Raw genomic sequence first — 22,186 nt, 5'->3', positions numbered from 1 at the left:
GCTTATTGGGTGGAGCAGGTGAGCGGAATACTGACGCGCTGGCGACAATTTGGCAGACGTTACTTCTGGCCGCATCTCTTATTAGGGATGGTCGCGGCGAGTTTCGGCTTGCCTGCGCTCAGCAACAGTGCCGAAGCGGCGACGCCCGCAAAAACCTCCACCACTAAACACGATTTCAACACGCGGGTTAACTTCACTAACCTCGCGTGGCTTGAAGCCAGTCGCCGCCCAAACTTCACCGTCGATTACTGGCACCAGCACGCTATCCGCACCGTTATCCGCCATCTGTCCTTTGCGATGGCACCGCAGGCCATGCCTGTTGCGGAAGAGGCCCTGCCGGTTCAGGCTCAGCATCTTGCCCTGCTGGACACGCTCAACGCGCTGCTCACGCAGGACAGCCAGCCGCCGGTTATGGTTCGTCAGACAGCGCAGCGTGCGTTTGTCTCGCCTGTTTCATTCTCTGTTTCAACCTGGATTAGCCAGGCTCACGGCATTCGTGCCGGGCCGCAACGCCTCAGCTAAATTAACTTTTTCAATACCTTAATTTATCTGCCCATAATGGGGCGTTTGAGAATTTATTATGCTAATCAAATTGTTAACTAAAGTTTTTGGTAGTCGTAACGATCGTACCCTGCGCCGTATGCGCAAAGCTGTTGCCGTCATCAACGGTATGGAACCGGCGATGGAGAAGCTCTCTGATGACGAGCTGAAAGCGAAAACGGCGGAATTCCGTGCGCGTCTGGAAAAAGGCGAAACCTTAGAAAGCCTGATCCCGGAAGCGTTTGCTGTCGTGCGCGAAGCGAGTAAGCGCGTATTCGGCATGCGTCACTTCGACGTTCAGCTGCTGGGTGGTATGGTGCTCAACGAGCGCTGCATCGCGGAAATGCGTACCGGTGAAGGTAAAACCCTGACCGCAACGCTGCCGGCTTACCTGAACGCGCTGACCGGTAAAGGCGTTCACGTCGTTACCGTCAACGACTATCTGGCGCAGCGTGACGCCGAAAACAACCGTCCACTGTTCGAATTCCTCGGTATGACCGTCGGCATCAACATGTCCGGCCTGCCTGCGCCAGCCAAGCGCGAAGCGTATAACGCGGACATCACCTACGGCACCAACAACGAATACGGCTTCGACTACCTGCGTGACAACATGGCGTTCAGCCCGGAAGAGCGCGTCCAGCGTAAGCTGCACTATGCGCTGGTGGATGAGGTTGACTCCATCCTGATCGATGAAGCGCGTACTCCGCTGATCATCTCCGGCCCGGCTGAAGACAGCTCCGAGATGTACCGTAAAGTCGACAAAATCATTCCACACCTGCTGCGCCAGGAGAAAGAGGACTCGGATACCTTCCAGGGTGAAGGTCACTTCTCCGTAGATGAAAAAGCGCGCCAGGTGAACCTGACCGAACGCGGTCTGGTGAAAATTGAAGAGCTGCTGGTCGCTGAAGGCATCATGGAAGAGGGCGAGTCCCTGTACTCCCCGAGCAACATCATGCTGATGCACCACGTGACCGCTGCACTGCGCGCCCACGCGCTGTTCACCCGCGACGTCGATTACATCGTTAAAGACGGCGAAGTGATCATCGTCGATGAACACACCGGTCGTACCATGCAGGGACGTCGCTGGTCTGACGGTCTGCACCAGGCTGTGGAAGCCAAAGAAGGTGTGGATATTCAGAATGAAAACCAGACGCTGGCGTCTATTACCTTCCAGAACTACTTCCGTCTGTACGAGAAGCTGGCGGGCATGACCGGTACTGCTGATACCGAAGCGTTTGAATTCAGCTCCATCTACAAGCTGGATACCGTGGTTGTTCCAACCAACCGTCCGATGATCCGTAAGGATATGCCGGACCTGGTGTACATGACCGAAGCGGAAAAAATTCAGGCGATCATCGAAGATATTCGCGACCGCACTGCCAACGGCCAGCCGGTTCTGGTGGGGACCATCTCCATCGAGAAATCCGAAGTGGTTTCGCACGAGCTGACGAAAGCGGGTATCAAACACAACGTTTTGAACGCCAAATTCCACGCCAAAGAAGCGGACATTGTTGCGCAGGCGGGTTATCCGGCTGCCGTAACCATCGCCACCAACATGGCGGGTCGTGGTACCGATATTATGCTGGGCGGTAGCTGGCAGGCTGAAGTGGCTGAGCTGGAAAACCCAACGCCAGAACAGATTGCGCAGATCAAAGCCGACTGGCAGGTTCGTCATGGCGCCGTTCTGGCTTCCGGCGGTCTGCACATCATCGGTACCGAGCGTCACGAGTCTCGTCGTATCGATAACCAGCTGCGTGGCCGTGCGGGTCGTCAGGGTGATGCCGGTTCATCCCGCTTCTACCTGTCTATGGAAGATGCGCTGATGCGTATTTTCGCCTCTGACCGCGTGTCCGGCATGATGCGTAAGCTGGGGATGAAACCAGGCGAAGCCATTGAGCACCCGTGGGTGACTAAAGCGATCGCTAACGCACAGCGTAAAGTGGAAAGCCGCAACTTTGATATTCGTAAGCAGCTGCTGGAATATGATGACGTGGCTAACGATCAGCGTCGTGCGATCTACACCCAGCGCAACGAACTGCTGGACGTGTCCGACGTGAGCGAAACCATCAACAGCATTCGTGAGGATGTGTTCAAAGCCACCATCGACGCGCATATTCCACCGCAGTCTCTGGAAGAGATGTGGGATATTGAAGGCCTGCAGGAACGTCTGAAAAATGACTTTGACCTCGATCTGCCAATCAAAGAGTGGCTGGATAAAGAGCCTGAGCTGCACGAAGAGACCCTTCGTGAACGTATCTTTGAAACCGCGCTGGACGTCTACAAGCGTAAGGAAGAGGTTGTTGGCGCTGAAATGATGCGTCACTTCGAAAAAGGCGTGATGCTGCAGACCCTGGACTCCCTGTGGAAAGAGCACCTGGCGGCGATGGACTATCTGCGTCAGGGTATTCACTTGCGTGGCTATGCGCAGAAAGATCCGAAGCAGGAATACAAGCGTGAATCCTTCTCCATGTTTGCGTCTATGCTGGAGTCACTGAAATATGAAGTGATTAGCACCCTGAGCAAGGTTCAGGTGCGCATGCCGGAAGAGGTGGAAGCGATGGAGCAGCAGCGTCGTGAAGAAGCCGAGCGTCTGGCACAAATGCAACAGCTGAGCCATCAGACCGACGACAGCGAAGCCGCTGCGGCGATCGCCGCACAGACCGGCGATCGTAAAGTGGGTCGTAACGATCCGTGCCCGTGTGGTTCCGGTAAAAAGTACAAGGCGTGCCACGGCCGTCTGAGCTAAGTTCATAAAAAAACAAAAAGGCGCAGATTTCTGCGCCTTTTTTATGGAAGTGACAATATGAAAATACTGCAAATTGCCGTCGGGATTATTCGCAACCCGCAAAACCAAATCTTTATCACCCAGCGCGCTGCCGACGCCCATATGGCGAACAAGTGGGAGTTTCCGGGCGGTAAAATCGAGTCAGGTGAAACGCCGGAAGAGGGACTGGTTCGGGAACTTCAGGAAGAGGTGGGGATCACGCCGCTTGGCGCAACGCTATTTGATAAGCTTGAATACCAGTTTCCGGACAGGCACATCACGCTGTGGTTTTGGCTGGTGGAATACTGGGAGGGTGAACCCTGGGGAAAAGAGGGACAGCCGGGTAGCTGGGTGGAACTTCAGGCAAGTGATGCCGAAAAATTCCCGCCAGCTAATGAGCCCGTGATCCTGCGGTTAGTCGCACAACCGTAGGCCTGCCAGGCGAAGCGCCAGCAGGCTTTACAGATTACTGCTGGGTTTCACTCCAGTCGTCGCTGTCCGAGAGATCGCCTTTGCTCGGAATGCGTTTCTCTTCCGCCGCCCATTCGCCCAGGTCAATGAGCTGACAGCGCTTGCAGCAGAATGGGCGGAACGGACTCACTTCGCCCCAGACAACGGTTTTGCCACAGGTTGGGCAGCTTACGGTAGTGACATCAGACATCGGCACTCCTTAACAACAGGCCAGTTCAAAATCGAGACGTTCCGGCACGGTGCCATTTTCACTGTCCAGCGGCATAAAGCGAATCGCAAAGCGGCTCTTATGCCCGGAAATCTGCGGGTAAAGCTGTTCTCCAAGCGATAAATTCAGGCGCAGAAGATCGGCATCATCACCGTTATCCTGGAAGAAACCATTCAGGCTGGTTTGCTTGCGGAACGGCGCAGAGTTACGGATCAGATCGAGGATCAGCGACAGCGTCTGGTGCATTGGCTCCAGGCTCGCCAGCCAGCTGTTCACCTGTGCGTCACGCTGCGCCTGTGGCATATGTAGCCACATATGCAGGGTCGGCAGGTCGAAGCTGCAGCAGCCGCCAGGAATGCTCAGACGCTGGCGCACCAGGCCAATCAGGCGGTCTTCACGCAAAAACTGCCCGACGCGCGGCGCTGCCATCAGGACGGCGCTACTGCTTTTCAACTGCTGGCGGAGCGCGTCGATACGGCTCTGATCTACGCCGGGGACCTCTGTCCATGCCTGTAATTTACGCTGCTGGCGCTCCAGCTCTTTGAGTAATTCTGTGCGGACATCGCCGCGTTCAATCACATCCAGCAGATCGCCTACGTTGCGGAAGAAGTGCAACGCCGTGGCATGATCGTTAACAGGCAGATGTTGTGAAAGTTGTTTAATAAGGAATTCGATGCGCAGCCAGGTACGCATTTTTTCGTTGAGCGGATGCTCAAAAAGGATGTGGGTCGACATTATGGTTTTTCCTGTGCAACGGCCTGCGCGGCGAACGTCAGATACTGCGCGTGCAGACGGGCAACATCCGATGCAATGGCATCTGGTGCGCCGTTATTATCAATAACATCATCCGCCACGGCAAGGCGCTGAGCGCGCGTAGCCTGAGCGGCAAGAATTTGTTCAGCATGCTCCCGCGAGACGCGATCGCGCGTCATGGTTCGCTGGATTTGCATTTCGGGTGCGACATCAATCACCAGCACACGATCGGCTTTCTTCTGCAGCTGATTTTCAACCAGTAGCGGAACCACCCACAGGACATAGGGCGAGCGGGCTGCGGCTATCTGACGCTGAGTTTCCTGGTGGATGATGGGGTGGAGCAGGGCATTAAGCCAGTCTTTTTCCGCAGAATCAGAAAAAATACATTCGCGAAGCTGACGGCGATTCAGTGTGCCATCGGCAGTGATAACTGCCTGACCAAAATGTTCTGCGATGGCCTTTAGCGCGGGTGTATTGGGCTCTACCACCTGGCGGGCAATGATATCGGCATCAATAATCGTGATACCCAAACGAGAGAACGCGTCCGCAACGGTACTTTTGCCACTACCGATGCCGCCGGTTAATGCGACGATATACCCCATTAATTCAAATCCTGGGAATTATTCATTATTAAAATCAGTTGTTTAAAACTATTTGGTGCGCTGGCAACTGTTTGGCCCTGTTTACCGGCTTTTTACCAGGTAAATTTATAGGATTGTAGCGTAAAAAAAGAGAATTTCGCAGTCTTGTGGAGCAGGTATTAGTGCGTATGATAACGTCACTGGAGTTGTGCTTTTAACATATTTGCCTCTAACCCCAGGAATCCGCACATGCGTATCGAAGAAGATCTGAAGTTAGGTTTCAAAGACGTTCTTATCCGCCCTAAACGCTCTACACTGAAAAGTCGCTCAGACGTTGAACTCGAACGTCAATTCACCTTTAAGCATTCCGGTCAGACCTGGTCTGGCGTGCCGATCATCGCTGCCAACATGGATACTGTGGGAACCTTTGAGATGGCAACCGCCCTGGCACAGTTCGACATTCTCACCGCCGTGCACAAACATTACAGCCCTGAAGAGTGGAATGCGTTTGTTGCGTCCGCGTCTGCTGACGTGGTGAAGCATGTGATGGTTTCTACCGGCACTTCCGATGCCGATTTCGAGAAGACCAAACAGATCCTGAACGCTAACCCGGCGCTCAACTTCGTTTGTATTGACGTGGCGAACGGTTACTCCGAACACTTCGTGCAGTTCGTCAGCAAGGCGCGTGAAGCCTGGCCGACGAAAACCATCATCGCGGGCAACGTGGTGACCGGTGAAATGTGTGAAGAGCTGATCCTTTCCGGTGCAGATATCGTGAAAGTGGGTATTGGCCCGGGCTCCGTGTGCACGACCCGCGTCAAAACCGGCGTCGGTTATCCGCAGCTTTCCGCAGTCATTGAATGCGCCGATGCGGCGCACGGTCTGGGCGGCCAGATCATCAGCGATGGCGGCTGTACCATGCCGGGTGATGTTGCGAAAGCCTTCGGCGGCGGCGCGGACTTCGTGATGCTCGGCGGTATGCTGGCAGGCCACGAAGAGAGTGGTGGTACCGTTGTTGAAGAGAACGGCGAGAAATTTATGCTGTTCTACGGCATGAGCTCTGAATCCGCGATGACCCGTCACGTCGGTGGCGTGGCAAAATACCGTGCGGCAGAAGGCAAAACCGTGAAGCTACCTCTGCGCGGCCCGGTTGAATACACCGCGCGCGATATCCTCGGCGGCCTGCGCTCGGCCTGCACCTACGTTGGGGCATCCCGCCTGAAAGAGCTGACGAAACGTACAACCTTTATTCGCGTTCAGGAGCAGGAAAACCGCGTATTCAATAGCCTGTAATGGCTTCTGCTGGCGCATGCCCGTGCGCCAGCACTGTTCAGCACTACCCCGCGCTCATCGCATCCCCCAGATGGAAAATCGGCAGGTACATTGCCACCACCAGCGTGCCGATGATGACCCCTGTCACAATCAGAAGCACTGGCTCGAGAAGTGCCGCCAGATTATCTGCCCGTTGAAAGGTCTGTTCCGTGTGGTGCCGGGCGAGATTTGCCAGCATGATGTCCAGCGCACCTGACATTTCACCGGTTCGTAAAAGCTGAATGCACAGCGGGGTAAAGATGGCCGCTTTCTGAAAGGATGACCAGACGGGGAGACCTTTTTCAATGTCCTCCCGAACGCTGCGGAGTATCCCCCGCCAGTAATAACTTTCAACGGTCTCCTCTGCGCTCTCCAGTCCCTGTAAAAAGGGGATGCCTGCCTGCTGCGTAAGTGACAGCACGGTAAAGATGTGTCCCAGTTTTTGTCCTTTTGCCAGCGCGCCCATCACGGGCGTATGCATCAGCATGCGCTGCCAGCGAGGGTTCTGCCGCAGAGCCCAGGCGGCGGCTAAGGGCGCTAATAACGCGGCGAACAACGCGAGGGCATAGGACTGGATAAATGCGGCCATCCCCATGACCATTTGTGTCAGCATCGGGAGCGGCGTGTTAAACGTTTTGTAGATCGCGGCAAACTCGGGTAAGACAAGAATGACCATCGCCAGCACCACGAGCACGGCCAGCGTCAGGACGATCGCCGGGTAGCGCAGGGCCTTTTTCACCTTCTCTCTGAGCTGCTGCTGCGCTTTTTGCTGCTGCGCGAGCTGGCGGCAGCACTCCTCCAGTTTCCCTGTGAGCTCACCGGTTTTCACCATTGAGACATGCAGCGGGCTAAACACCTCTGGCCACTTTTTTAGCGACTCAGAAAAGGGGGATCCCTCACTGAGCTCATCGGCAATGCTTTGCAGCAGCGCCTGCCACGGTTTTAATGGATGTTGCTCTGCCAGCATCTGCAGGCTGTGGGACAACGTCAGCCCCGCCTGCAAAAGCGTGGCGAGCTGGCGAAACATCTCGCAGCAGTGATGCGGCCGCCAGCGGTGCCGCTGAGCGCATCGGGTCAGCGCCAGAGGATGGAGATCGCTACGCATTAGCCAGGTGAAGGCGGCATTGCGGTCTGTGGCCCAGAGTGTTCCGCTTTGGGATTCACCTTCTTTGGTGAGCGCTCGCCAGCGCCAGAGCTGATTAGCAGCCATCCGGTATTCCCAGCACGCGCACCAGCTCTTCGATCGTGGTCAGCCCTTGCTCGACGGCCATGCAGCCGTGCTCAAAAAGAGAAATCATTCCCGCCTGCCGGGCACTCGCCTCTATCACTTCGATTCCCGCCCCACTGGCAATGGCCTGACGCAGGGGATTGTCGATCGCCAGCACTTCAAAAATGGCCACGCGGCCATAAAAACCGTGATAACAGCGATCGCAGCCGGTGGGCTGCCAGCGTGGAAGCGGTCTGGACCATACGGCGCGCGGTAATTCAGCATGCTCGCTGGCTTCCCGGCGACAGTGCGGACACAAACGCCGGACCAGCCGCTGGGCAATCACCATCGACAGCGCGGAAGATATCATCCAGCGCGCGACGCCCATCTGCTCGAGGCGAATCAGGGTTTCCGTCGTCGAGTTGGTGTGCAGCGTTGACAGCACCAGATGACCGGTCTGGGCGGCATTAATGGCAATTTCTGCCGTTTCACCGTCACGGATTTCGCCGACCATAATGATGTCTGGATCCTGACGCAGCAGTGCCCTCAGCACGCTCTGGAATGTTAAACCCGCCCGGGGATTAATCTGCGTCTGGTTTAATCCCGCCAGAGGGATCTCAATGGGATCCTCCACGCTACAGATGTTGACGTCAGGGGTATTACGCGCCTGCAGCGCGCTGTACAGCGTCACGGTTTTGCCGCTGCCGGTAGGGCCGGTGACCAGAATCAGCCCCTGCGGCTGGTGGAGAACCTCATTGAAACAGGCCAGTTGTTCTGCGCTCATACCAAGCGCTTTCGGCTCAAGAGCCTGCTGAACCTGATGCAGCAGACGCAGCACAATTTTCTCGCCACCGTTGCAGGGAAGCGTCGCGATCCGAAACGAGACCGGCTCGTTTGCCAGCTCAATCGTAAACTGACCGTCCTGAGGTAAACGACGTTCTGCAATATCCAGGTTACCCAGCACTTTTAAACGTGCGCTGAACAGGCTGGCCAGCGAGGCGGAAAGCGGAGGCTGGGGGCAAAGCACCCCGTCGATGCGTAAACGGATCTGGCATGCGTGCTCCATCGGTTCGATATGAATGTCGGAGGCGCGCTGGTTGATTGCCTGCTGCAGCGTGTGGTTGAGGATATCCACCGTCGAGTGTGTTTGCGAAATAACGGGCAGATGCGATTGTGACGTTAGCTGCCGGTGTTTTTCCATGCGCTCAGCGCTCCAGCACTCAATATCAATCCGTTTCTGGGTCGCGAAGCGCAGCGCCTCCATGAGTTCAGCCGCGGGGCTGCCCACGACGGCGATGCTGACCATGTCACTGTCGCTGGTGAGCAGCAGAGCGTGATGGCGCTGACAAAGCGCCACGAGTTGATCGGTATTCATTATCCGCTCCTCAGTTATTGTCAAAGCGGAAAACGTCTTCGCAGGCCTGTTTCAGGGCGCTGTCCGCGCTGATGTTGCAGTCGCGCGTCCAGCCCGTCATACCGTTGCCGTCGTTCCACTGCGGCGTCATGACCACTTCCAGCCCGTTAAGACTCTCCTGTCCTGTTAAGGTCACGGTCCCTTTCGCCACGCTCATTCCTGAAACGTAGCGTGTCGTGGTGGGGGAAGGGATACCGTTACTGCCAGCGTCGCAGCTCTCCACGCCACCGTGATCCAGCGCGCAAAGCTCAATGGCCGTACGGTAGGGAACAAAGGTTTGCAGCATATCGGTCAGCGCCGCCTTGCGCAGGTAATTTTGATAGGCGGGAACGCCGATGGCGCTCAGAATCGCAATGATGCCAATGACTACCATCAGCTCAATGAGTGTGAAGCCTTGTTGTCTGTTCATATCTGCTCCTTATGCAAAGTGGCGCTACTTTGTCAGCGGGAAAGAGCAGAAACGAGAGGTAAAAAAGGGAACGGGAAGAGGGCTTCAGAGAATTTATGCAGAGTTGCAGGGAAGAACAGCGGATCTGCGAGCGGGGCTGAAATTCCCCTCTCCGGGTTGAGAGGGGAGAATGCGTTATTTGAAGCGCATTGAGAGGTCGAGGGCGCGAACGTGTTTGGTCAGCGCGCCGACGGAGATGTAATCCACGCCGGTTTCGGCGAATTCACGGATCGTTTCGAAAGTGACGTTCCCGGACACTTCAAGCTGGGCCCGGCCGTTAGTCAGTTTTACCGCCTCGCGCATCTGCTCTGTTTCGAAGTTATCAAGCATGATGATATCGGCCCCGGCCTTAATCGCCTGCTCCAGCTCTTCCAGGCTTTCGACCTCTACTTCGACAGGCACATCCGGGTGCAGCCAGAAGGCTTTCTCCACCGCCTGACGCACGGAGCCAGAGGCAATAATGTGGTTCTCTTTAATCAGGAAGGCGTCGGATAAGCCCAGACGATGGTTTGCGCCACCGCCGCACAGCACCGCATACTTCAGCGCGGTGCGCAGGCCCGGCAGCGTTTTGCGGGTATCCAGCAGCTGGGTGCGGGTACCGGCCAGCAGGTCAACGTAGCGACGCACTTCGCTGGCGACGCCGGAGAGCGTTTGTACAAAATTGAGCGCGGTACGTTCGCCGGTCAGCAAGACGCGGGAAGGACCGTCCAGTTCGAACAGCGGCTGGTTTGCCGTAATTGCATCGCCGTCTTCAACGTGCCAGATAATCTGCACATCATCGCCCGCCAACTGGGTAAATACCTCTTCGACCCAACGCTTGCCGCAAAAGACGCCGTTTTCACGGGTAATAATGACCGCGTGTGAGCGTGTCTCTTTTGGCAATAATTGTGCGGTAATATCCTTATCAGCGTTAACGTCACCGCCCAGATCTTCTTTCAAAGCATGGGAGACGCTTGCCGGAATATCCATATTAATACGTTCCAGAAGCGCTTCACGTCGGTGGTCGGGGTTGTAGCGGCGAGGCGGCATGATAAAACTCCAAATTGGTAACGAATCATAATATTGAAACATGCTACTCTGAACCGAGTCATTGCACCATACAGAAGGAGTTCCAGCATGTTGTTAGAAAACGGATGGCTGGTGGATGCGCGGCGTGTGCCCTCGCCGCACCACGATTGCCGCCCGGAGGATGAAAAGCCCACACTGCTGGTGGTTCATAATATTAGTCTCCCGCCGGGTGAATTTGGCGGCCCGTGGATCGATGCGCTATTCACGGGAACGATTGATCCCGATGCTCATCCCTTCTTTGCTGAAATTGCACATCTGCGCGTATCGGCTCACTGCCTGATTCGTCGCAATGGTGAAGTGGTTCAGTATGTTCCCTTCGATAAGCGCGCCTGGCACGCCGGGGTGTCGATGTATCACGGGCGCGAACGGTGCAACGATTTTTCTATCGGGATTGAGCTGGAAGGAACGGATACGACGCCCTACACCGATTCACAGTATCAACAGCTGGCGGCTGTGACCCGCACGCTTATCGGACTCTACCCGGCTATCGCCGACAATATCACGGGACACAGTGATATAGCCCCGGAGAGAAAAACCGATCCCGGCCCGGCCTTTGACTGGCCCCGGTTTCGCGCCACGCTCACCGCGTCGTCAGAATAAGGAGATATCATGACGTTGTTTACCATGCTGCTGGTTATCATCGCTGAACGCCTGTTCAAGCTCGGCGAGCACTGGCATCTGGATCACCGGCTGGAGGTGTTATTCCGCCGTATCAAACATTTTTCCATGCTGCGCACGCTGCTGATGATGGCAGGGGTGATGGTCATTACGTTCCTGCTCCTGCGCTCGCTGTACGGACTCTTTTTCAACGTGCCGCTGCTGGTGGTGTGGATCCTGCTCGGCGTGCTGTGCATAGGCGCAGGCAAGGTGCGTTTGCACTATCACGCCTACCTGAAAGCCGCCTCCCGTGACGATGCCCATGCGCGCGGTGCCATGGCGAGCGAACTGACGATGATCCACGGCGTGCCGCCGGACTGCGACGAGCGCGAGTTTCTGCGCGAGCTGCAAAACGCGCTGCTGTGGATTAACTTCCGCTACTACCTTGCTCCGCTGTTCTGGTTCGTGGTGGGCGGTCCGTGGGGGCCGGTACTGCTGATGGGGTATGCGTTTCTGCGCGCCTGGCAGACCTGGCTTGCCCGCTATCTGACGCCGCACGAACGTTTGCTGTCCGGCATCGATGCCATCCTGCACGTGCTCGACTGGCTCCCCGTGCGTCTGGTGGGCGTAGTGTACGCGTTAATTGGACACGGTGAAAAAGCGCTGCCCGCGTGGTTTGCCTCGCTTGCCGACCGCCATACGTCTCAGTACCAGGTGTTAACGCGTCTGGCGCAGTTCTCGCTGGCGCGCGAGCCGCATACAGACAAGATTGAAACGCCGAAAGCCGCTGTCTCCATGGCGAAGAAAACGTCGTTTGTGGTGGTGGTGATCGTGGCGCTGCTGACTATCTACGGCACGCTGGTGTAGGCCAGCGCGCCGCAAAGGCTAAAGCGTATCCGCGGGCGGGATGCCGAAATCAGGCATCCCGCTTTCATTCCAGCGGACAAGCTTCAATCGGGTATGGCGGTTCGGATCGTACAGCGGGTCGCCCTCAATTTCGGTGTAATTCCGCGCGTGATACACCAGCACATCTTCCCCTTCCGGCGTTTGCGTAAAGCTGTTGTGGCCCGGGCCGTACTGGCGATTTTCGTAGCTGGTAACGAACACCGGACGAGGGGATTTGTGCCAGTTTGCCGGGTTTTGCGGATCGGCATTCAGGTCTATCCACAGTAGACCCATGCAGTAATTCTCGTCGGTAGCGCTGGCGGAATAGCTGATAAAAAGCTTATCGCCGTGAACCAACACCGCCGGGCCTTCGTTGACCCAAAACCCGCGACGCTCCCAGTCATACTCCGGCTTGCTGAGCATCACCGGCTCGCCTTTCAGCGTCCACGGGTTCTCCATTTCACACAGATAAAGATTGGAGTTTCCGGTGATGTCCGGCGCTTTTTGCGCCCACAGATACCAGCGTTTCCCCTGATGAACAAAGGTGGTAGCGTCCAGAGCGAAGGTATCGAAAGGCGTTTTGATTTGCCCTTTCTCCACCCACGTGCCGGTAAGCGGATCGCCGTCGGCACATTCAATGGCAAACATGCGGTGCTGGAACATTCCAAGCTCGTCGAGCGCCTGGGTGTGCGTCGCGGCAAAATAGATGTACCACTTCCCGTCAATGTGGTGCAGTTCCGGCGCCCAGATAAGCTGGCTCATCGGCCCGGTCTCGGGTTTGCGCCAGACCACCACTTCTTCGGCATGACGTAAGTCTTCCAGCGACGCTGCGCGGCGGATCGCCAGCCTGTCGTACTCCGGCACGGAGGCGATAAAATAATACTGCCCCTCGTGGCGTAAAATGTACGGATCGGCGCGTTGTTCAATAAACGGGTTTGGCCAGGTTTGCATTCGGCTTTCCTTATTTTGTCTCAGCGACTTTGAGTTCCTGATAATCGTTCAGCTCGCGGTAGTTATTGCGACGCTTTTCCAGATCGGACTGGATCTGCTTCATGGTTTCGCGATCCACTTTCAGCAGGCGCACCACGCCCGCAGTAATCAAGTATCCAATGCCGGGAATGACGGTAAAGAGCAGCACGATCCCATTGATGGCGTCCGCGCTCTGCGCTTTTGCGCCCGCGTCATAACCGTACCAGGAGAGCAGGAAGCCGACCATCGCCCCGGCAATCGCCAGCCCCAGCTTCAGGAAGAAGATATTGCCGGAGAAGCTGATCCCCGTGATGCGTTTTCCGGTCTTCCACTCGCCGTAGTCGTCCACGTCGGCCATCAGCGACCAGTGCAGAGGAGACGGGATCTGGTGCAGGATGTTCAGCAGGACGTAGAGCACCACGATGGTGACGGTGGCTTTCGGGTCGAAGAAATAAAAGGCGGTTGAGAAAATCGCCAGAACGATATTGGTCCAGAAGAAGACCTTGAGCTTGCACCAGCGGTCGGTCAGGACTTTTGCCAGCACGCTGCCGAGCATCATGCCGACCACGCCCAGGCTGATAAACAGCGTGGCGAAATGGGTGCTCTGGCCCATAACCCAGGTGACGTAATACATGGTGGCCGCCATGCGGATAAAGCCCGGGCAGACGTTGCACAGGGTCAGGAGCAGAATGCGTACCCACTGGTCGTTCTTCCACACGTCTTTCAGATCGTTTTTCAGCTCGTCGTTGGTCTGTACCGCCGGACGCACGCGCTCGCGCACGGTGGCGAAGCAGAACAGGAACATGCAGGTGCCAATCAGCGCCAGAACGGTCATCGCCATCTGGTAGCCTTTGGCTTTGTTATCTCCGCCAAACCAGTCGGCCATCGGCAGCAGCGTTAATGAGAGCAGCAGCGTGGCGATACCGACCAGCACGAAGCGATACGACTGGCAGGCCACGCGTTCTTTTGGATCGTTGGTGATCACCCCGCCCAGCGAGCAGTAGGGAATGTTGATGGCCGTATAGGTCAAAGAGAGCAGGAAGTAGGTGACAAACGCATAGATAACTTTGCTGTTATAGCTCCACTCCGGCGTGGTGAACATCAGGATGCTAAACAGCGCGTAGGGGAAGGCGATCCACAGCAGCCATGGACGAAACCGGCCATATTTACTGCGGGTACGGTCAGCAATCGCGCCCATGATCGGGTCCGTTACGGCGTCAATCACGCGTACGGAAAGCAGCAGCACGCCGACCAGCGCAGGGGCGAGGCCAAAAATATCCGTATAAAAATAGTTAACAAACAGCATGATGGCACCGAAGATGATGTTGCATCCCGCGTCGCCCATCCCATAGCCGATCTTTTCTTTTACTGACAGTGTGTTGTTATCCATCGACAGCTCTCCGGTTTACGGTATGGAGAGAATTATTCGCTGGCAAAGGAATATATGCGTTGCAGTATCAGGGCGGTGATATGGATAAATGCGCTGTGGGCGTGAAAGTGTGAGGGAGGTAACAACGCGCGGCACCCGCAAAAGCAGGTGCCGCGGAGAGAGGCTTAGTGTGCCTTCATGGCATTACGGCTTTTCTGACTGAAGAGATAGCCCACGCCAAGAATCGCAATCCAGACCGGGATCAGGTAGACGGAAATCGCCATACCCGGCGTGATCAGCATGATCACCAGTACGGCCGCCATGAACACCAGGCACACCCAGTTGCCCAGCGGATAGAGCAGGGCAGGGAAGCGGGTGGTGACGCCCTGCTGCTGCTTGGCGCGGCGGAACTTCATGTGCGCCAGGCTGATCATCGCCCAGTTGATGACCAGGGCAGAGACCACCAGTGCCATCAGCAGGCCAAATGCCGATTCCGGTGCCATGTAGTTAATGAGTACGCACAGCGCGGTCACGACCGCCGAAACCAGAATCGTGTTTACCGGCACGCCGCGTTTATCGACGTTGAGCAGCGCTTTTGGCGCGTTCCCCTGCTGGGCCAGGCCGAACAGCATACGGCTGTTGCAGTATACGCAGCTGTTGTAAACAGAGAGCGCGGCGGTCAGCACCACGATGTTCAGGGCGTTCGCGACAAAGGTGTCGCCCAGCTCGTGGAAGATCAGCACAAACGGGCTGGTGTCAGCGGTCACGCGCGTCCACGGCAGCAGGGAGAGCAGCACGGCCAGCGAGCCCACATAGAAGATCAGAATGCGATAGATAACCTGGTTAGTGGCTTTTGGAATGCTTTGCTCCGGATTGTCGGCTTCAGCGGCGGTGATGCCCACCAGTTCCAGACCGCCGAAGGAGAACATGATAATGGCCATCATCATCACCAGACCGGTCATACCGTGAGGCAGGAAGCCACCCTGTTCCCAGAGGTTGCGCACGGTGGCCTGCGGGCCGCCGTTGCCGCTGAACAGCAGCCAGCCGCCGAAGATAATCATCGCCACCACGGCAATGACCTTGATGATAGCGAACCAGAACTCCATCTCACCGAACACTTTTACGTTGGTCAGGTTAATGGCGTTAATAATGACGAAGAAAGCCGCTGCGGAGGCCCAGGTTGGGATCTCGGGATACCAGAACTGAATGTATTTCCCGACGGCGGTAAGCTCGGCCATGGCAACCAGAACGTACAGCACCCAGTAGTTCCAGCCCGAGGCGAAACCGGCAAAGCTGCCCCAGTATTTATAGGCAAAGTGGCTGAAGGAGCCTGCGACCGGCTCTTCAACGACCATTTCACCCAGCTGGCGCATAATCAGAAAGGCAATAAAGCCGGCAATCGCGTAACCCAAAATAATGCCGGGACCGGCTGACTGGATAACGGATGCGCTGCCCAGAAACAGGCCGGTACCAATCGCACCGCCCAGTGCGATGAGCTGTATGTGGCGGTTTTTAAGCCCGCGCTTTAGCTGATCGCCGTGCTGTTGAGCTTCCATTTGAAACCTCGTGTGTGGTTGTTATGTTCACGCTGTGCGTGTGTAATTATGAAAATCCATATTCTGTATTTATTTCTTTACGGTTAACGAGACCGAAAAAAGCGGACATGACTTCCGTAAGCGCAAGAATAGTGGTAAGCGCCTGCGAATGCACCTGCTTTATGAAGGGGTGATGACGAGTTGAATAAAAAGAAAGCATTTGTAAATTAGCCCGCTCATTCTTCCTCACCCAACCTATAGAATAGAAATGCTCCGTAAGTGGGCGAATTTTCATTATTTGCCTTGTTGAATCGCTTCAGATTGCAAAAACCCTCGTTTCATTATGGTTAAAACTCCCTCTTTGGGAGTAATCAACTCATTTGTGCAAAGTTACATTTCTGAAACGTTATTTCTGTAAGGTTGTTAAAATGTGCAGGGTTTACTGATTTCAATCAAAACCAATATGGACAGAAGGTGAATACTTTGTTACTTTAGCGATACGAAATAGAAATTGGTAAGACCAATTGACTCCGGGCAAAAAGGCGTAAGACAGGGAATATGGCCTACAGCAAAATTCGCCAACCAAAACTATCTGATGTGATTGAGCAGCAGCTGGAGTTTTTAATCCTCGAAGGGACTCTGCGCCCGGGTGAGAAACTTCCGCCAGAACGCGAGCTGGCAAAACAGTTCGACGTTTCACGTCCCTCTCTGCGTGAGGCGATTCAACGTCTCGAAGCAAAGGGCTTGCTGCTTCGTCGCCAGGGCGGCGGAACCTTTGTGCAAAACAGCCTGTGGCAGAGCTTCAGCGATCCGCTGGTAGAACTTCTCTCTGACCACCCAGAATCCCAGTTTGACCTGCTTGAGACCCGTCACGCGCTTGAAGGTATTGCGGCCTATTACGCCGCCCTTCGCAGCACTGATGAAGATCGCGTGCGTATCCGCGAACTGCATCAGGCCATTGAACGGGCACAGCAGTCCGGCGATTTAGACGCCGAGTCCAGCGCCGTCGTCCAGTATCAAATCGCCGTCACCGAAGCGGCCCACAACGTGGTGCTCCTCCATCTGCTACGCTGCATGGAGCCGATGCTGGCCCAGAACGTTCGTCAAAATTTTGAATTGTTGTATGCCCGTCGGGACATGCTCCCACTGGTAAGCAACCATCGCACCCGAGTATTCGAGGCGATAATGGCCGGGGAACCGGAGCAGGCGCGCGAAGCGTCGCACCGCCATCTGGCTTTCATTGAGGAAATCTTGCTGGACCGCAGCCGTGAACAATCGCGTCGCGAACGTTCATTACGCCGCATACAGCAACGAAAGGATTAAGCGCCAGGTACTTTTAGAGCGCGGCAACTAAACGCAGAACCTGTCTTATTGTGTTCTTGCCCAAGAGCACAATGGGACAGGTTCCAGACAAATCAACGTATTAGATAGATAAGGAATACCCCCATGTCAGAACGTCTCCAAAATGACGTGGATCCGATCGAAACTCGCGACTGGCTACAGGCGATCGAATCGGTCATCCGTGAAGAAGGTGTTGAGCGCGCTCAGTATCTGATTGATCAGCTGCTTTCTGAAGCCCGCAAAGGCGGTGTGAAGGTTGCTTCAGGTGCAGGGGCTAGCAACTACGTAAACACGATTGCCGTCGAAGACGAACCGGAATACCCGGGCAATCTGGATCTGGAACGTCGTATCCGTTCTGCAATCCGCTGGAACGCCATCATGACCGTTCTGCGCGCATCCAAGAAAGACCTGGAACTGGGTGGCCACATGGCCTCCTTCCAGTCTTCTGCAACCGTTTACGAAGTGTGCTTCAACCACTTCTTCCGTGCAGCGAACGAGAAAGACGGCGGCGATCTGGTGTACTTCCAGGGCCACATCTCTCCGGGCATCTATGCACGTGCATTCCTGGAAGGTCGTCTGACTGAAGAGCAGATGAACAACTTCCGTCAGGAAGTTCACGGTAAAGGTCTGTCTTCTTACCCGCACCCTAAACTGATGCCTGAATTCTGGCAGTTCCCGACCGTATCTATGGGTCTGGGCCCAATCGGTGCGATCTATCAGGCTAAATTCCTGAAATACCTGGAACACCGTGGTCTGAAAGACACCTCTGAGCAGACCGTTTACGCCTTCCTGGGCGACGGTGAAATGGATGAGCCAGAATCCAAAGGCGCGATCACCATCGCAACCCGTGAGAAGCTGGACAACCTGTGCTTCATCATCAACTGTAACCTGCAGCGTCTGGATGGTCCGGTAACCGGTAACGGCAAGATCATCAACGAACTGGAAGGCATCTTCGCAGGTGCTGGCTGGAACGTGATCAAGGTCATGTGGGGCGGTCGTTGGGATGAGCTGCTGCGTAAAGACACCAGCGGTAAACTAATCCAGCTGATGAACGAAACCGTTGACGGCGACTACCAGACCTTCAAATCCAAAGACGGTGCCTACGTTCGTGAGCACTTCTTCGGCAAATATCCTGAAACCGCAGCACTGGTTGCAGACTGGACTGATGAGCAGATCTGGGCTCTGAACCGCGGTGGTCACGATCCGAAGAAAGTCTACGCTGCACTGAAAAAAGCGCGCGAAACCAAAGGTAAAGCGACTGTAATCCTGGCCCATACCATCAAAGGTTACGGCATGGGTGATACCGCAGAAGGTAAAAACATCGCTCACCAGGTTAAGAAAATGAACATGGACGGCGTGCGTTATATCCGCGACCGTTTCAACGTTCCAGTGACCGATGAGCAGGTAGAAAACCTGTCTTACATCACCTTCCCGGAAGGTTCTGAAGAGCACAAGTACCTGCACGAACGTCGTCAGGCGCTGAAAGGCTACCTGCCAGCTCGTCAGCCTAACTTCACCGAGAAGCTGGAACTGCCGGCGCTGGAAGACTTCTCTCAGCTGCTGGAAGAGCAGAACAAAGAGATCTCTACCACTATCGCTTTCGTTCGTGCCCTGAACGTGATGCTGAAGAACAAGTCGATCAAAGATCGTCTGGTTCCAATCATCGCCGACGAAGCGCGTACTTTCGGTATGGAAGGTCTGTTCCGTCAGATCGGTATCTACAGCCCGAACGGCCAGCAGTACACCCCGCAGGACCGTGAGCAGGTTGCATACTACAAAGAAGACGAGAAAGGTCAGATCCTGCAGGAAGGTATCAACGAGCTGGGCGCAGGCGCATCCTGGCTGGCTGCTGCGACCTCTTACAGCACCAACAACCTGCCGATGATCCCGTTCTACATCTACTACTCCATGTTCGGGTTCCAGCGTATCGGTGACCTGTGCTGGCAGGCTGGCGACCAGCAGGCTCGCGGCTTCCTGGTAGGCGGTACGTCCGGTCGTACGACTCTGAACGGTGAAGGTCTGCAGCACGAAGATGGCCACAGCCACATTCAGTCTCTGACTATCCCTAACTGTATCTCTTACGACCCGTCTTACGCGTACGAAGTGGCAGTCATCATGCATGACGGTCTGCAGCGTATGTACGGTGAAGCGCAAGAGAACATTTACTACTACATCACCACCCTGAACGAAAACTACCACATGCCGGCAATGCCAGCAGGTGCCGAGGAAGGTATCCGTAAAGGTATCTACAAACTCGAAACCATCGAAGGTAGCAAAGGTAAAGTTCAGCTGCTGGGCTCCGGCTCTATCCTGCGTCACGTACGTGAAGCAGCGCAGATCCTGGCGAAAGACTACGGCGTAGGTTCCGACGTGTACTCTGTGACTTCCTTCACCGAACTGGCGCGTGATGGCCAGGATTGTGAGCGCTGGAACATGCTGCACCCACTGGAAACTCCACGCGTTCCGTACATCGCTCAGGTGATGAACGACGCGCCAGCGGTGGCGTCTACTGACTATATGAAACTGTTCGCTGAGCAGGTTCGTACTTACGTTCCAGCTGATGATTATCGCGTTCTGGGTACTGACGGCTTTGGTCGTTCTGACAGCCGCGAAAACCTGCGTCACCACTTCGAAGTTGATGCTTCTTACGTGGTTGTAGCAGCACTGGGCGAACTGGCTAAACGTGGCGAAATCGATAAGAAAGTGGTTGCGGACGCAATCACCAAATTCAACATCGATGCAGAAAAAGTTAACCCGCGTCTGGCGTAAGAGGTAAAAGAATAATGGCTATCGAAATCAATGTACCGGACATCGGGGCTGATGAAGTTGAAATCACCGAGATCCTGGTCAAAGTTGGCGACAAAGTTGAAGCTGAACAGTCGCTGATCACCGTAGAAGGCGACAAAGCCTCTATGGAAGTCCCGTCTCCTCAGGCTGGCATCGTTAAAGAGATCAAAGTCTCTGTTGGCGATAAAACCGAGACCGGCAAACTGATCATGATTTTCGATTCCGCCGACGGTGCAGCAGCTGCTGCACCTGCGCAGGAAGAGAAGAAAGCCGCTCCGGCCGCCGCTGCTCCAGCAGCTGCCGCGAGCGCGAAAGAAGTGAACGTGCCTGACATCGGCGGTGACGAAGTTGAAGTCACTGAAATCTTGGTGAAAGTGGGCGACACCGTTGCGGCTGAGCAGTCACTGATCACCGTAGAAGGCGATAAAGCCTCTATGGAAGTGCCGGCTCCGTTCGCGGGTACCGTTAAAGAGATCAAGATCAACACCGGCGACAAAGTGTCTACCGGCTCCCTGATCATGGTCTTTGAAGTGGCGGGTGCTGCACCTGCTGCCGCGCCTGCGCAGGCCGCTGCTCCGGCTCCGGCTGCTGCACCAGCAGCTGCTGGCGGCGCGAAAGACGTGAACGTACCGGACATCGGCGGTGACGAAGTTGAAGTGACCGAAGTGATGGTGAAAGTGGGCGACAAAGTTGCCGCTGAACAGTCACTGATCACCGTAGAAGGCGACAAGGCTTCTATGGAAGTGCCAGCGCCGTTCGCGGGTACCGTTAAAGAGATCAAGATCAGCACCGGCGACAAAGTGTCTACCGGCTCTCTGATCATGGTCTTCGAAGTGGAAGGCGCTGCGCCTGCCGCAGCTCCGGCTGCCGCGGCTGCTCCAGCACCGGCAACTGCACCGGCTCAGGCTGCTAAACCAGCCGCTGCCCCTGCTGCTAAAGCAGAAAAATCTGAGTTCGCTGAAAACGACGCTTACGTCCACGCTACCCCGCTGATTCGTCGCCTGGCGCGCGAATTCGGTGTGAACCTGGCGAAAGTCAAAGGGACCGGCCGTAAGGGTCGTATCCTGCGCGAAGACGTTCAGACCTACGTGAAAGACGCGGTGAAACGCGCCGAAGCTGCACCTGCTGCAGCCGCCGGTGGCGGTATCCCGGGCATGCTGCCATGGCCGAAAGTGGACTTCAGCAAGTTCGGCGAAATCGAAGAAGTGGAGCTGGGCCGCATCCAGAAAATTTCTGGTGCTAACCTGAGCCGTAACTGGGTGATGATCCCGCACGTTACGCACTTCGACAAAACCGATATCACCGATCTGGAAGCGTTCCGTAAACAGCAGAACGCTGAAGCTGAGAAGCGCAAACTGGACGTGAAATTCACCCCAGTGGTCTTCATCATGAAAGCCGTTGCCGCTGCCCTTGAGCAGATGCCGCGCTTCAACAGCTCCCTGTCCGAAGACGGCCAGAAGCTGACGCTGAAGAAATACATCAACATCGGTGTTGCGGTTGATACGCCAAATGGTCTGGTTGTTCCGGTCTTCAAAGACGTGAACAAGAAGAGCATCACTGAGCTGTCCCGTGAACTGACCGTGATCTCCAAGAAAGCGCGTGATGGTAAGCTGACTGCTGGCGAAATGCAGGGCGGCTGCTTCACTATCTCCAGCATCGGCGGCCTGGGTACCACACACTTCGCGCCGATTGTGAACGCGCCGGAAGTGGCTATCCTCGGTGTGTCCAAGTCCGCGATGGAGCCGGTATGGAACGGCAAAGAGTTCGTGCCGCGTCTGATGATGCCAATCTCTCTGTCCTTCGACCACCGCGTGATCGACGGTGCTGATGGTGCGCGCTTCATCACCATCATCAACAACATGCTGAGCGACATTCGCCGCCTGGTGATGTAATCGAAAAGCCGGCCAGTCGGCCGGCTTTTTTCTGATAATCTCATGG

Annotated in this window: 20 protein-coding genes; 9 read left to right on the top strand and 11 right to left on the bottom strand. The window is 55.6% G+C overall.

Features of this window, described 5'->3' with window-relative positions; translation table 11 throughout:
• Positions 1 to 18: 18 nt before the first annotated feature.
• The 3 genes from secM to mutT are packed head-to-tail and all read left to right on the top strand — an operon-like array spanning position 19 to position 3,736.
• Positions 19 to 522: a secA translation cis-regulator SecM gene (gene secM, locus LA04_RS10785; protein WP_161785592.1), complete on the top strand. Its 504-nt coding sequence runs from the start codon at positions 19 to 21 to the stop codon at positions 520 to 522.
• Between the two features lie 58 nt (positions 523 to 580).
• Positions 581 to 3,286, top strand: a complete 2,706-nt coding sequence (gene secA / locus LA04_RS10780; protein WP_047651527.1) for a preprotein translocase subunit SecA — start codon at positions 581 to 583, stop codon at positions 3,284 to 3,286.
• Between the two features lie 57 nt (positions 3,287 to 3,343).
• Positions 3,344 to 3,736 carry an 8-oxo-dGTP diphosphatase MutT gene (mutT, locus tag LA04_RS10775; RefSeq protein ID WP_047651526.1) on the top strand — a complete coding sequence of 131 codons (393 nt, stop codon included), beginning with the start codon at positions 3,344 to 3,346 and terminating at the stop codon, positions 3,734 to 3,736.
• A gap of 34 nt (positions 3,737 to 3,770) precedes the next feature.
• On the opposite strand, the gene yacG is transcribed toward mutT, so the two are convergent.
• The 3 genes from yacG to coaE are packed head-to-tail and all read right to left on the bottom strand — an operon-like array spanning position 3,771 to position 5,338.
• Positions 3,771 to 3,965 (bottom strand): DNA gyrase inhibitor YacG, encoded by a 195-nt coding sequence (yacG, locus tag LA04_RS10770; protein WP_045401034.1) that lies wholly within the window; start codon positions 3,963 to 3,965, stop codon positions 3,771 to 3,773.
• Between the two features lie 9 nt (positions 3,966 to 3,974).
• Positions 3,975 to 4,718 carry a cell division protein ZapD gene (gene zapD / locus LA04_RS10765; protein ID WP_047651524.1) on the bottom strand — a complete coding sequence of 248 codons (744 nt, stop codon included), beginning with the start codon at positions 4,716 to 4,718 and terminating at the stop codon, positions 3,975 to 3,977.
• Complete coding sequence (coaE, locus tag LA04_RS10760) at positions 4,718 to 5,338, bottom strand: dephospho-CoA kinase (RefSeq protein ID WP_047651523.1); 621 nt, start codon at positions 5,336 to 5,338, stop codon at positions 4,718 to 4,720. Before coaE ends, zapD begins: the two co-directional genes overlap by 1 nt.
• A 228-nt stretch (positions 5,339 to 5,566) precedes the next feature.
• On the opposite strand from coaE, the gene LA04_RS10755 reads away from it, so the two are divergent.
• Positions 5,567 to 6,610, top strand: coding sequence for a GMP reductase (locus tag LA04_RS10755; protein ID WP_023310407.1), 1,044 nt, complete (start codon positions 5,567 to 5,569; stop codon positions 6,608 to 6,610).
• 43 nt (positions 6,611 to 6,653) lie between these two features.
• Here the strand turns inward: LA04_RS10755 and hofC are convergent, their stop codons facing one another.
• The 4 genes from hofC to nadC all read right to left on the bottom strand — a co-directional run bounded on the left by hofC (position 6,654) and on the right by nadC (position 10,726).
• On the bottom strand, positions 6,654 to 7,838 hold the full coding sequence (gene hofC, locus LA04_RS10750) for a protein transport protein HofC (RefSeq protein WP_047651522.1): 1,185 nt from the start codon (positions 7,836 to 7,838) through the stop codon (positions 6,654 to 6,656).
• Positions 7,828 to 9,210 carry a type II secretion system protein GspE gene (gene gspE, locus LA04_RS10745; protein WP_047651521.1) on the bottom strand — a complete coding sequence of 461 codons (1,383 nt, stop codon included), beginning with the start codon at positions 9,208 to 9,210 and terminating at the stop codon, positions 7,828 to 7,830. Before gspE ends, hofC begins: the two co-directional genes overlap by 11 nt.
• A 10-nt stretch (positions 9,211 to 9,220) precedes the next feature.
• Positions 9,221 to 9,658: a prepilin peptidase-dependent pilin gene (gene ppdD / locus LA04_RS10740; protein ID WP_047651519.1), complete on the bottom strand. Its 438-nt coding sequence runs from the start codon at positions 9,656 to 9,658 to the stop codon at positions 9,221 to 9,223.
• Positions 9,659 to 9,832: 174 nt separating this feature from the next.
• A complete protein-coding gene (nadC, locus tag LA04_RS10735; protein ID WP_047651518.1) occupies positions 9,833 to 10,726 on the bottom strand; it encodes a carboxylating nicotinate-nucleotide diphosphorylase in 894 nt (297 codons plus the stop codon).
• A gap of 87 nt (positions 10,727 to 10,813) precedes the next feature.
• On the opposite strand from nadC, the gene ampD reads away from it, so the two are divergent.
• Positions 10,814 to 11,365 carry a 1,6-anhydro-N-acetylmuramyl-L-alanine amidase AmpD gene (gene ampD, locus LA04_RS10730; RefSeq protein ID WP_047651517.1) on the top strand — a complete coding sequence of 184 codons (552 nt, stop codon included), beginning with the start codon at positions 10,814 to 10,816 and terminating at the stop codon, positions 11,363 to 11,365.
• A gap of 9 nt (positions 11,366 to 11,374) precedes the next feature.
• The gene (gene ampE, locus LA04_RS10725) at positions 11,375 to 12,229 is read left to right on the top strand and encodes a beta-lactamase regulator AmpE (RefSeq protein ID WP_047651515.1); all 855 of its coding nucleotides are present in this window, start codon (positions 11,375 to 11,377) and stop codon (positions 12,227 to 12,229) included.
• A gap of 18 nt (positions 12,230 to 12,247) precedes the next feature.
• Here the strand turns inward: ampE and LA04_RS10720 are convergent, their stop codons facing one another.
• From LA04_RS10720 to LA04_RS24780, 4 genes are all read right to left on the bottom strand, one after another.
• A complete protein-coding gene (locus tag LA04_RS10720; protein ID WP_047651514.1) occupies positions 12,248 to 13,198 on the bottom strand; it encodes a glycoside hydrolase family 43 protein in 951 nt (316 codons plus the stop codon).
• 10 nt (positions 13,199 to 13,208) lie between these two features.
• Entirely contained in the window at positions 13,209 to 14,606 is a 1,398-nt protein-coding gene (locus tag LA04_RS10715) for a glycoside-pentoside-hexuronide (GPH):cation symporter (RefSeq protein ID WP_047651513.1), read from the bottom strand.
• Between the two features lie 164 nt (positions 14,607 to 14,770).
• Positions 14,771 to 16,141 (bottom strand): aromatic amino acid transporter AroP, encoded by a 1,371-nt coding sequence (aroP, locus tag LA04_RS10710; protein ID WP_047651512.1) that lies wholly within the window; start codon positions 16,139 to 16,141, stop codon positions 14,771 to 14,773.
• A gap of 46 nt (positions 16,142 to 16,187) precedes the next feature.
• Positions 16,188 to 16,415, bottom strand: a complete 228-nt coding sequence (locus LA04_RS24780; protein WP_081957687.1) for a hypothetical protein — start codon at positions 16,413 to 16,415, stop codon at positions 16,188 to 16,190.
• Between the two features lie 263 nt (positions 16,416 to 16,678).
• On the opposite strand from LA04_RS24780, the gene pdhR reads away from it, so the two are divergent.
• The 3 genes from pdhR to aceF all read left to right on the top strand — a co-directional run bounded on the left by pdhR (position 16,679) and on the right by aceF (position 22,140).
• Entirely contained in the window at positions 16,679 to 17,443 is a 765-nt protein-coding gene (gene pdhR, locus LA04_RS10700) for a pyruvate dehydrogenase complex transcriptional repressor PdhR (RefSeq protein ID WP_008501960.1), read from the top strand.
• A 123-nt stretch (positions 17,444 to 17,566) separates the two neighbouring features.
• The gene (gene aceE / locus LA04_RS10695) at positions 17,567 to 20,230 is read left to right on the top strand and encodes a pyruvate dehydrogenase (acetyl-transferring), homodimeric type (protein ID WP_023310418.1); all 2,664 of its coding nucleotides are present in this window, start codon (positions 17,567 to 17,569) and stop codon (positions 20,228 to 20,230) included.
• Positions 20,231 to 20,244: 14 nt separating this feature from the next.
• On the top strand, positions 20,245 to 22,140 hold the full coding sequence (gene aceF / locus LA04_RS10690; protein WP_047651510.1) for a pyruvate dehydrogenase complex dihydrolipoyllysine-residue acetyltransferase: 1,896 nt from the start codon (positions 20,245 to 20,247) through the stop codon (positions 22,138 to 22,140).
• The last annotated feature ends 46 nt before the right edge of the window (positions 22,141 to 22,186 follow it).

Source organism: Enterobacter sp. UCD-UG_FMILLET (genome assembly GCF_000762975.1).
In the GTDB taxonomy this organism is placed as follows: Bacteria; Pseudomonadota; Gammaproteobacteria; order Enterobacterales; family Enterobacteriaceae; genus Enterobacter; species Enterobacter dykesii.
This window is presented reverse-complemented; position numbering and strand designations above follow the sequence as displayed.